This is a genomic window from Chryseobacterium sp. LAM-KRS1, assembly GCF_013184525.1.
GTDB classification, from domain to species: Bacteria; Bacteroidota; Bacteroidia; order Flavobacteriales; family Weeksellaceae; genus Chryseobacterium; species Chryseobacterium proteolyticum.
Genome location: NZ_JAAOIZ010000001.1, coordinates 867,127 through 878,265, shown reverse-complemented (window position 1 = coordinate 878,265; position 11,139 = coordinate 867,127). Strand labels below are relative to the sequence as shown.

The following is an 11,139-nucleotide window of genomic DNA, read 5'->3' as shown; positions in this document are numbered from 1 at the left end:
TTCATTCCCGATTCATATAAGCTTCCTAAATCTTCAAGCAAAATCCTCCAGGAAACTCCGTCAACCACAAGGTGGTGAATAACCAATATGATTCGGTCACCATCACTCATCGAAACATGTCCTATATGGAATAATATTCCGGATTCTATATTGATGGCGCTTTGGAGACGATCTCCTATTTTTTGTAAAGAACTCTGCTCGTTTTCAAAAGAGCCTTCTTCTCTGATATCAAAATATTCAAAATGATAATGATTACCTTCTGTTCCTGCATTATATTGATTCCACTCACCTTCCTTCTGGCTATAAACCATTCTTAAAGCATCATGGTGTTCTACAAGACGTTTGATTGAAGATTCCAAGACAGAACCTGATAGTCTTTCATTGCTCTTTAAAATAACAGCCTGGTTGTAATGGTTTTTATCAGACAGTTCCTCGCTCTTAAAGAAATACCTTTGGATAGGAGTCAGAATACTATCTCCCGTTACAACAGATTGGTCGATCACAGCAATATCTATTGTCATATAACGAGCCAGTTCTTCTAATACAGGATATCGTAAAATATGCTCTACTTTTAAGCTATAGCCACGCTGACGTAATCTCGACACAATCTGGATCGACTTAATCGAATCGCCTCCAAGGTTATAATAATTATCACGAATACTGACAGGATTGTATTTTAAAACTAGCTCACAGACTTCTACCAATGCTTTTTCTTCCGTTGTTACTGGAGCCACATATTCAGTCTTGATTAAATCTGAAGTGCTTACTTCTGGCAAGCCCTTTCTGTCGATCTTTCCATTACTGGTCAGTGGAATATGCTCTAACTCAACGTAAAAACTCGGTAGCATATATTGGGGAAGCTTACTCTCTAAATAATAAGCTAGTTCCTGCTTGTCAATAACAGAATCACTGACATAATACACCACTAGCTTTTTGTCTCCTTCATGTTCTTTAACTTCAGTCACAACAGATTTAATTGTTGGGCTATAAGAAAGCACCTGATGATCAATCTCTCCAAGCTCTATTCTATGCCCACGGATCTTTACCTGATCGTCAATCCTTCCCAGATATTCAATAGTACCATCCGGTAACCATCTGCCTAAATCTCCCGTGCGGTACATCTTTGTACTAGGAACGAAAGGATTGTCTATAAACTTCTCCTCCGTCAGGTCTTCACGGTTCAAATAACCTCTGGCCAATCCCGCTCCAGATATATAAAGCTCGCCACTTAATCCGACAGGTAACAAATGTCCATTTGGATCTAAAATGTAAATCTGAGTATTGGTAATTGATTTACCAATATTTACATTTGGGGTGTTTACAACAGAAACAGATGACCATACTGCACATTCTGTAGGACCATATTCATTATACAGAATAGCATCACTATGTTTTTGATGATTTAGTACTAAATTTTTACTTAATTCCTCTCCTGCAACAATGACATGTTTCAGCGTATTTTTTCCCGATATACTTTCTTTGAGATAAGGAAGAAGATTAGAATAATAATTGGGAACACATAATATTCCTTCAATATTATTTTTTATAATCTGATGCGAAATATATTCAACATCTTTAATATTCATATTGCTTTCAATAAATAATCTCCCGCCACTGCAAAGCGTTCCAAAGATCACAGCTACAGAAGAATCGAAAGAAAAAGAAGGCACGAGCAGCATGCTTTCAATATTATAGAAAATAGTTCGGTTGATCGTAGAATGAAATACATTCTGATGCTCAATCATTACTCCTTTAGGATTTCCGGTAGTTCCTGATGTATAAATGATATATGCCAGGTCTGAAGGACTAATAAAGAAACATGGGTTCTCCGCTAAGTATTTATGTTTTAACTCATTAAACTCCACCAGAAAAGTCTCATTTATGCATACTTTACATTGCGTATCATCCAGAATATAATCGATCCGTTCTTTAGGATAATCCATATCAATCGGAACATATGCTCCTCCTGACTTTAATATTGCTAAAATGGAAATGATCATTTTTTCATTACGTGGCAACTCAATACAAATCAGATCATCTGCTTTAATGTTGTATTTATCTTTAAGGTAATGGGCAAGCCTGTTCGATTCTGTATTTAAATCTTTATAACTCAGCGCCATATCACCATATACAACGGCCAGTGAATCAGGATTCTTTTTAGCTTGAGACTCAAATAAATCTACAATTGTCTGATTCAAAGGATACTCAACTGATATATTGGAAAGATTGAGAATGTCTGTAACTTCTTTTCCTTTTACAAGAACATAATCAGTAAGATTTGTATCCAGAAGTTCATCGTAATTGCAAAGAATATAAGCTAAGTTCTTTAATAAACTCTCGATCAAATACACTTGATAAACACTTCTATAACAAATAGTTAAATCAACTCCTTCTTCCGATTCATAATAGAAAAGGGAAAGATTATCAGATATTGATTCAAATTTATGACCATATTGAATAGAGAAATTAGAGTATTCTGTTAAGTCTAAGCCACTAGCATCATAATTAGAATGAGAAACAGCATCTTTAATATCACCTGCAAAATTCTTTAATAGCTCCTTAAATGTCATCTCTTTTTTATGATGAATCTCAACGAATATATTATTTTCTAAAGGTACCAGATCAGAAGCGTACACCTTAATAACATTCTGAAAATCATCACAATACCTATCTAATAAAAAAGAAAAAATAGATGAAATAATGGTTAATTTAGATAAAGCATTATTTTTTGATATTTTAAGAAAACTATCCAGATCGTCCTTCAAAAGCTCTGTTTTCAAATATTCTACGTTACCTTTGGATGAGCCAATAGTCTCCTTATTTTTTGTCTTATTTAGCCAAAAAATATTTGATAAAGAGGATGTGTTTAGCATTATATTAAATGATAAGGTTGGATTTCAGCGATCAGACTTTGTTGTAAAGAATCTATTCTTACACAAATCTTTTGCTTGTTATTTATTTTTAGAATTTCACATGGATAAGACTCGAAAGGGCCGGATATTATTATTTTCTTTTCTCCTATGCTCAGTTCTTGTATTCCTTTAAGCTCGACTTCAGAATATTGGCCTAGAAATATTCGGATTCTGTTAATCTCCTCATCAGGGACCCTTACCAGTTTATTGCCTAAACTGATAAAAAGAACTATTCCTTCTATCGTCAAAGCCTTTAAATAGTCCTTAATTGTTTTTAAATAGACAAAGACATAAGAACTAAACAATGGTTTTTCAACTTTTTTCTTACGATCAGACCATTGCGACATCACATTACTGGTTGGCAGATAGACATCGAACTTATCTTCGACAAGCTTACTGGCAATTTTCTTTTCAAAGTGAGATTTGGTATAGGCAACATACCATCCTTGAACAAAACTCATATAATTTTCTAATGGTTATTTACGGCTTCGCCACTTAAGTCACATTAAACTGTGCAAAAGATTTTTTTAGGAAAAAAACTGGGTAGAAATATGCTCAAAAAGAATTTTTAAGCATTTTGTAGATTTTCGGTTGTGTTCTTTATCCTTAGTTTTATTTTGCTAAAATATAAAAAAAAATCACTCTAAGATGAGTTTAATAAAAAATTAATGTTTTTTTTTTATTTAAAAAGAAAAAGAAATATTAAGCTACAAAAAGAATATTGAAAATCAACAAAATAACTATTAATAAAGCAAATTAACATTTGTGAATATTTCATAATATTGGGAGAATAATAACTGTTCAATACGCCTTTTTTTTAAAATTCATCAAAAATATATTCACCATGGAATGACTTGAACGATCTTTTTTCAAGATTCTATGAATTATTAAAGATTAATACTATTAAAAAAAGACAATTTTCAGTCTCTTCCATATAAATGCTTACATTAGCATTACCACAATCTAAAAATTAATACGATGAAAATATTGAAACCTGTTGAGGCCTTTGATAAAGCCGCAAAAATATACCAGGATAAGTTTATGGATGTAAGCTTGTTTGGGGACACTTTTAATTTCTTCTGCGATCAAATCGAAGCTGATCGTGCCGATATTCTTGATATTGCCTGTGGTCCGGGAAATATTACTAAATATTTATTGAACAGAAAACCAGAATACAATATATTAGGAATCGATTTATCCTCGAAAATGCTTGATCTTGCCCAAGCCAATAATCCTACAGCAGATTTTCAACTGATGGATTGCCGGGATATTCATAAGATTCAAAAAAAATTTGAAGGAATCGTTTGTGGCTTCTGCCTTCCTTATTTAACACGTGATGAAGCGATCACCTTAATCAAAGATGTCTCCGCATTGTTAAGGCCCGGAGGTGTATTTTATTTGAGTACGATGGAGGATGATTATAGTAAATCAGGATTGATCACATCCAGTTTAGGAGATCAGGTTTACCTTTATTACCATCAGGAAGATTATTTAGCAAAAGCTTTCCAGGAAAATAATTTTGATATGTTACAGGTAAAACGTTTTAATTCTTCCGATAAAAATGGTATGATGATTACTGACATGGTATTGATCGGAAAACTGAATTGACCTGTGTGTTATATTATACATGATAAAACTCAAAAGAGTTTGAGTTTACAGGTTTATCTCATTCCCTTTTCGCATTAAAAAAGAATTCTATTTTACAGATTTCAAATATGCTAAAGCCTGCTATTTATTGTATTTATTTTTATTGATAACCGGATTTGCATACATTGCTAAAAAGCTTTGTTTCAGCTCTGCATCGGAAATGTCGATACGCATTTCCATTCTTCTTTCGAACAGCATCTTTTCATTTTCCGTATAACGTCCGGAATATTGATTGGTCTTATGCAAAAGGTCGTAGGCAATGAAATTTGTTGGCCAGAGTTTATAATTCCGGATAATAGAATCATCAATTACCTGAGCAATGGCCTGTAGCTGTTTGTTCTTGTTATCAAATTCTGACCCGATTTCATCAAGTTCAGTCCCAAGTACCTTTCCTGCATGCAGGTGAATGCGTTTTTTCTGGCCCAGCACTCCGCTTAGCATTGTTGTAAAATCCTCATCCTTATCTTTAATATAAACTTCATTTCTTGATTTCGCCATAAGTTGCGGCATCTTCAGAACATCTGTAGGATCATATTCATATGAAATAGATAGCGGAACTATTTTCAGACTTTTAAAGAAGTCGGTTAATGACTGCTCCCCTGCTGCCATGGCAAGCATTTTCAGAACTCCTTGTTGTGTAGCGTCATTGCCGTCTTTGGTTCGGCCTTCTCTTTGTGCAATCCATACAGATCGGTTTTCTTTAGTAAGCAGCTCATAAATATATTCGGACATGATCTTTGAACTGTTTAGTTGTTCGCGGATCGGCAGTCCACGTTGAACTAAAAAATTACGATTCAGTTTTGCAAGGATATGAAGGAATGATTTCTGTACCAGATTATCCCCAATTGCTGAAGATGTCATTACAAGTCCCTCATCCAGCAATACCAAATTGAGCAGAGAGGTATCCAGAACAATATCACGATGACTGGAAACAAACAGATAAGCTGTATCCTTATCCAGGTCCTCGAATCCGGAAGTACTTAATCCCTCAGAACTTTGTTTCAGGATCTGGCGAACGGTATACGCTATAAAGTGGTGTTGAAAATCGCTAATGGAATGAATATCTTTAAATTGTCCAAGCCAAAATTCTTCGTCCTGATCAGGAAAAGTAAAACGCATCAACGCCTTCATCATAGGATGTTTTGCAACACTCTTCAGAGCATCATTAACTTCATCATCATAAAAAGGCCTGATATCATCAAATTTTGACATATTATTATTTAAAAATTAAACGCACTGCAAAAGAACAAAAAAATATTGACTACGCCCGATGATTCATGTCATAATTGTTATTCGGTAAATTGATTATTGAAAGTTTATGTTTTAAAAGGAAAAACAGATTGAAAAACTGACTGGTATAACAAAGTACTATTAACCAATATCTTGATTAATAATGTCGAGATATTTAAAAAACAGCTGATAAAATTTTGTTTTATTACGTTCTCACTTAAAATTAGATTTTCTGATCTATATTTGATAGATATTTTAATGGTATGCAAAACATTCTCTTAGTGATAGTGCTATCCATTACAGGACCGAATAAAAATTAAATTTATGATAAATGATTATAAAAAATATGACCTGTTTGGTAAGACATTAATGCAAAAAATTGCATTGACCTCACCATTTAATTATGATTTTCCAGTTACCGAACAGGCGTGTTTTCTATATGTTTTAAAAGGGGAACTACAATATAAGAAGGATAATGATGAAATTAATATACCTACCCATTATTCTTTACTTCTCAATTGTATCACCTCCGGTAAGCAAATCTATCATGCTGCCTCCGAGACTAACTGTGAAGTTGTAATTGTTACTTTTTATCCGGACATACTAAAGAAAATCTACGATCGGGAATTGCCTTTATTACTTCATCCTCCTGGAAACATCATTTCAAATCAATCCAATGAAAAAATCAACAATGAATTTTTAATTCAAAAATATATTGAAGGACTGTTGTTTTATTTTGAGAATCCGTCTTTGGTAAATGAAGATATCCTGATCCTGAAGCTCAAGGAAATTATACTTTTGTTAGCTCAAACCCAAAATGCGGAAGCAATACAAGTGATATTATCACAGCTTTTTTCTCCTACTACTTACACTTTCAAGCAAATCATTGAAGCCAATCTGTTTTCACAATTAACGATCGAACAGCTTGCAGGACGGGCTAACCTGAGTGTGTCTTCCTTTAAAAGAGAATTTTCAAAACTCTATAATGATACCCCTGCCAACTATATCAGAAACAAAAGGCTTGAAAAAGCTGCCGAACTTCTTGCGGTTTCAGATCAGCGCATCACTGATATCGCATTTGAATGCGGATTCAATGATCTGGCTAATTTTACAAAGAGCTTTGGTGAAAAATATCATCAGAGTCCAACGAACTACCGTCAAAAAATAAAAGACGATAACACGATATAATATTCCACTTCCTTATTTCTGTTAAAAATCGTCCCTTATAGCATTCTTAAAACCGGTTTAAGGATGCTTTTTTATGAACCAAAATACCAAACAATTGAACGAAATCGCAAAGCTATTTCTTTTTTTCTGACGCAACTTTGCAATGTTCCTCTTGGGAAAATATCGAAAAAAAACAATTGAACTGTATTTTTTCAAATAAAGGATTTATAAATTAAAAACATCATAAAATGGGACTATCAGGTTTAGGAATATTCCATACGATTATTGGAATTGCTGCCATTGCAGGAGCATTACTATCATTTATTAAATACGGCAAGATCGATCTTAGCAAACTACCGGGAAAAATATATTTTTACGGAACCCTTATCACCTCACTTACAGCATTGGGAATTTCGAAGCATGGAGGTTTTAATGCAGGACATATTTTTTCCATCTTTATCATCGTTTTGGTGTCTGCTGCATATTTTCTTTTTTCAAAAAAGCAAAACAGTAACAGAGCACGGTATTTTGAAAATTTCTCACTCTCTTTCAGCTTTTTTCTGTCACTCGTGCCCACGGTTAATGAAACTTTTACCCGTGTTCCATTGGGACATCCATTGGCAAAAGATATCAGCGATCCGATTATAGGAAAAACGTTGGGAGCGCTCTTTATTCTGTTTATCGCGGGTTCGGTATATCAGTACATCAAACAAAAAAGAGCTAACCAACAAGTGTCATTCTAAATTTCATTCTTTGCTTAAAAAAAATGTTCGGAAAATCCGAACATTTTTATTTGCATTCTATTTACTCCGATAAAGGAACAGGGTCTTCTATGGGAGCTTTATCAACGGTTTTCTTTTTTGCTAAGTTGTCCACTCTCCACATTAAGAAGATACCTAATATAGAAATAGCAACGATCACATATCCCACTATATTATAGTGTTCTAAGGGAGCCCCTTTACTTTTTTGGGTAACGATCACGCCTGCAACCGCTGCTGCTATTCCACCTGCTATTTGCTGCAGAGAAGAGTTAATGCTCATGAAAGCGCCACGGTCCTGTAAATCCGGAATGGCACTCGTTAAAGCTGAAGAAGGAATCATACGACTCATAATACCAATCATCATCAGGATATTAAATATCATCACCAGCCATAACGGAGTTACGGACAGGTTAGTATAAAGCACGCACATCCCCATCATCCATACTGAAGCTATTGCAAATATTTTAAACTTGTCTACTTTATCACTTAATTTTCCGATCAAAGGCATGATCACCAATGAGCTAACCCCAGAAACCATAAATAACATAGGAAGCTGTTCATTGGTAAGCCCAAGGTTATTAACTGCAAACGCACTTCCGAAAGGCATCATCATAAAACCTCCGATGGAAAGTAAGGCTGTAGCGGCAAATCCTACCCTGTAATTACTTTTTGCAATTGTATGCCACAAATGCTGAAAAGCAGATTTATCCCGTTGTACCGAAAGATGTTTGTTTACAGGCTGCAATTTCAGGAAAATTAAAACAGCAATAATGACACTCAAAGCCGCTACCATCCAGAAAGGTGCTTCCCAGCCCCATTTATTAGCCAGATAAAGCCCGATAGGCACCCCAAGAACCTGGCTTCCTCCGAAGCCCATCTGAATAAATCCCATTACCCTACCTCTTTGTTGCAGCACAAACAAATCAGTTATAATAGCCATAGAAATAGAGCCTATCACTCCTCCAAAAAGGCCTGTAATAATTCTCGCGGCGACCAGGGCCGCATAAGATTGTGCCATACCGCAAAAAATAGTTCCGATAATAAATCCGATATAAAAAAATAGTAAAAGTTTTTTCCTGTCAAATCTGTCGGCAAAACCTGCCGTCAGCAATCCTGAAACTCCCGCACTGAAAGCGTAGGCAGAAACGGCAAAGCCAAAAGCTGAAGGTTTTAGGCTAAGTGATTTCATGAGCATATCGCCCAGTGGAGACATTACCATAAAATCCAATATTACCGTAAACTGGGTAATTGCTAAAATAAATATGACAAACTTCTGATAGCCCGTAAAGGGCAAAGGTTGTTGTTCCATAATTTCTTTAAAGGTAAATTAAGATTCCGGGAGTCGTCAGTTATGACCAAGCTCCTAGCATCCCTTGTTTGATTAGTTTTTGTGCAAATAATAATGTAATAGAAATTTTATCACTTCTTTTTTAAAGCTTTTACGACAAGATCAAATGTCTGCCATAAAATTTCGTCCGTCATTTTAAAGGATTTTCCGCCAAGACTTTTTCCTTCATTATGGAACCTTGCTAAAGAGTACATAGGTGAAAAAGCAACCGACCAGTACACTTCAAAAGGCATTGGGCTGAGTTCACCTCTCTTTACTGCATTGTCCCAGAATTTCCCTAAAGTCTCCTTAAATCCCCGTAAAAAATGATGAAGAAATTCTTCCTGGTAGCTTGAGTTCCTCAATTGCTCAAAAAACAAATGTTTGTCAGGATGAGTGGTCATGTAGCTATACCGATTTCTCCACTGTACCCGTAAGCCTTCTTCAAAATGAGCTTCAGGATCAAAATTCTTTAGAATGGCATCAGACATTGTTTGCCCCTCTTCTTTGGCAATCGTTAAAATTAAATCATCCCGGTCTTTAAAATACAGATAAGGAGTAGCAACAGAAATCTTGCAGGCCTTCGCAAGTTTATTCATGCTGAATCCCTCCAGTCCGTTTCTGATGATCATTTTAATCGCTTCTGTCTTAATGAGCTCTCTTTTATCACCTTCTTTTAAACGCATGAGTAAAGTTCTAAAATTTCAGGTTATAAAATTAATGAATATTTATTAATTAATAAATATTATTTTCCTTAAAAATTAACCTATACCTCAAATTGTACATAAATCTATGTTGATTAAATTATCCTTGTCAAACAAAAAATATTTATTTTAGTAAAAAAAGAACACCAAAACTAAACTTGAAAATACAATATGAAAAAAATAAAAATATTACTGCTATGCTCACTGAGCATGATGGCTTGTTCTCAGGAGGAATCCAGGCAAGATCTGCTAAAGAATTCAAATAAAAAGACGGAAAACAAATGGTCGTCCACTGCTACTGTAAAAGAACTGAAACTTTTCCAGATCAATGTATGGCAGGAAGGAACCTCTGTAACAGGAGGCTATGATGCTATTGTCAATGAAATTGTCCGGTCGGATGCTGATTTTGTATTTCTCAGCGAAGTCAGAAACTATAATAATGTCGACTTCACGAATAAACTGGTTCAGTCACTTCATTCCAAAGGGTATACCTACTATTCCTTCCGTTCAGATGATTCGGGGATATTATCCAGATATCCGATTATTGAAAACGCTTCTGTCTACCCGGTGAGTAATGATCACGGCTCAGTTTACAAACTGGTCACTCAAATTAACGGACAGCGCATCGCTGCTTACACCGGTCATCTTGATTATACTCATTATGCCTGTTATCTTCCTCGTGGGTACAGTGGGACGACATGGTCAAAACTACCCAATGGTCCAGAAACCAACCTCACAAAAATATCGGAAATGAATCTTGCTTCTTATAGAGATGAAGCTATCTCAGCGTTTATCTCCGATGCAAATACAGAAAAAACAAAAGGTTCCATAATATTTCTGGGAGGAGATTTTAATGAGCCTTCTATGTTTGATTGGGTAAGCAGTACAGCCAATTTATATGATCATCATACTGTAGTTTACCAATGGGATACCACCAAACTCCTGAATAATGCAGGTTTTAAAGACTCATACCGCATGATGCATCCTTCTCCCGTTACCCATCCCGGATTCACCTACCCCTCCGATAATCCTGCAAAGCCCGTCAACCAGTTAACATGGGCTCCTGACGCAGATGAAAGAGAGCGGATTGACTATATTTTCTTTATGCAGGCTCCCAATCTTACTTTAAAAAGCTCCCATATTATAGGCTATAACAAGTCTATTGTAAAAAATATCCGTACTCCGGAGAATACCCAGGATTCATTTGTTCCTCCGATAGGTATCTGGCCTTCGGATCATAAAGGAGTGTTATCCAACTTTGAGCTGGTTACGCAAAACGGAACAGGTAACTGATAACTTAAATGTGAGTATTCCAAAAGATATGAGCTATGAAAGCATACTGTATTATGGTAACCAATAACTATAAAAAAAGCCTGTGACTGATCCAGGCT

9 protein-coding genes and 1 pseudogene are annotated in these 11,139 nt (G+C 35.2%); 4 read left to right on the top strand and 6 right to left on the bottom strand.

The features are described from left to right. The 3 genes and pseudogenes from G9C87_RS20995 to G9C87_RS03860 form a co-directional block, all read right to left on the bottom strand. A partial coding sequence (locus tag G9C87_RS20995; RefSeq protein WP_410498870.1) for a condensation domain-containing protein occupies window positions 1-848 on the bottom strand: 848 nt, incomplete at its 3' end. A 174-nt stretch (window positions 849-1,022) separates the two neighbouring features. Beyond that, window positions 1,023-2,120, bottom strand: a pseudogene (locus G9C87_RS20990) (amino acid adenylation domain-containing protein); the annotation flags it as partial. A gap of 752 nt (window positions 2,121-2,872) precedes the next feature. Next, on the bottom strand, window positions 2,873-3,373 hold the full coding sequence (locus G9C87_RS03860; RefSeq protein ID WP_172278290.1) for a UpxY family transcription antiterminator: 501 nt from the start codon (window positions 3,371-3,373) through the stop codon (window positions 2,873-2,875). A gap of 517 nt (window positions 3,374-3,890) precedes the next feature. Here G9C87_RS03860 and G9C87_RS03855 point away from each other — a divergent pair. After that, the gene (locus tag G9C87_RS03855; RefSeq protein ID WP_172278288.1) at window positions 3,891-4,520 is read left to right on the top strand and encodes a class I SAM-dependent methyltransferase; all 630 of its coding nucleotides are present in this window, start codon (window positions 3,891-3,893) and stop codon (window positions 4,518-4,520) included. 120 nt (window positions 4,521-4,640) lie between these two features. On the opposite strand, the gene G9C87_RS03850 is transcribed toward G9C87_RS03855, so the two are convergent. Beyond that, the gene (locus G9C87_RS03850; protein ID WP_172278286.1) at window positions 4,641-5,771 is read right to left on the bottom strand and encodes a 1-acyl-sn-glycerol-3-phosphate acyltransferase; all 1,131 of its coding nucleotides are present in this window, start codon (window positions 5,769-5,771) and stop codon (window positions 4,641-4,643) included. Window positions 5,772-6,113: 342 nt separating this feature from the next. Here G9C87_RS03850 and G9C87_RS03845 point away from each other — a divergent pair, with 342 nt between their 5' ends. Both G9C87_RS03845 and G9C87_RS03840 read left to right on the top strand, forming a co-directional pair. After that, the gene (locus G9C87_RS03845; protein WP_172278284.1) at window positions 6,114-6,977 is read left to right on the top strand and encodes a helix-turn-helix domain-containing protein; all 864 of its coding nucleotides are present in this window, start codon (window positions 6,114-6,116) and stop codon (window positions 6,975-6,977) included. A gap of 227 nt (window positions 6,978-7,204) precedes the next feature. Continuing rightward, window positions 7,205-7,699, top strand: a complete 495-nt coding sequence (locus G9C87_RS03840) for a hypothetical protein (protein WP_172278282.1) — start codon at window positions 7,205-7,207, stop codon at window positions 7,697-7,699. Between the two features lie 61 nt (window positions 7,700-7,760). On the opposite strand, the gene G9C87_RS03835 is transcribed toward G9C87_RS03840, so the two are convergent. After that, window positions 7,761-9,026: an MFS transporter gene (locus G9C87_RS03835; RefSeq protein ID WP_172278280.1), complete on the bottom strand. Its 1,266-nt coding sequence runs from the start codon at window positions 9,024-9,026 to the stop codon at window positions 7,761-7,763. A 110-nt stretch (window positions 9,027-9,136) separates the two neighbouring features. Then, a complete protein-coding gene (locus tag G9C87_RS03830; protein ID WP_172278278.1) occupies window positions 9,137-9,730 on the bottom strand; it encodes a TetR/AcrR family transcriptional regulator in 594 nt (197 codons plus the stop codon). 189 nt (window positions 9,731-9,919) lie between these two features. On the opposite strand from G9C87_RS03830, the gene G9C87_RS03825 reads away from it, so the two are divergent. Next, the gene (locus tag G9C87_RS03825; RefSeq protein WP_228456941.1) at window positions 9,920-11,041 is read left to right on the top strand and encodes an endonuclease/exonuclease/phosphatase family protein; all 1,122 of its coding nucleotides are present in this window, start codon (window positions 9,920-9,922) and stop codon (window positions 11,039-11,041) included. The last annotated feature ends 98 nt before the right edge of the window (window positions 11,042-11,139 follow it).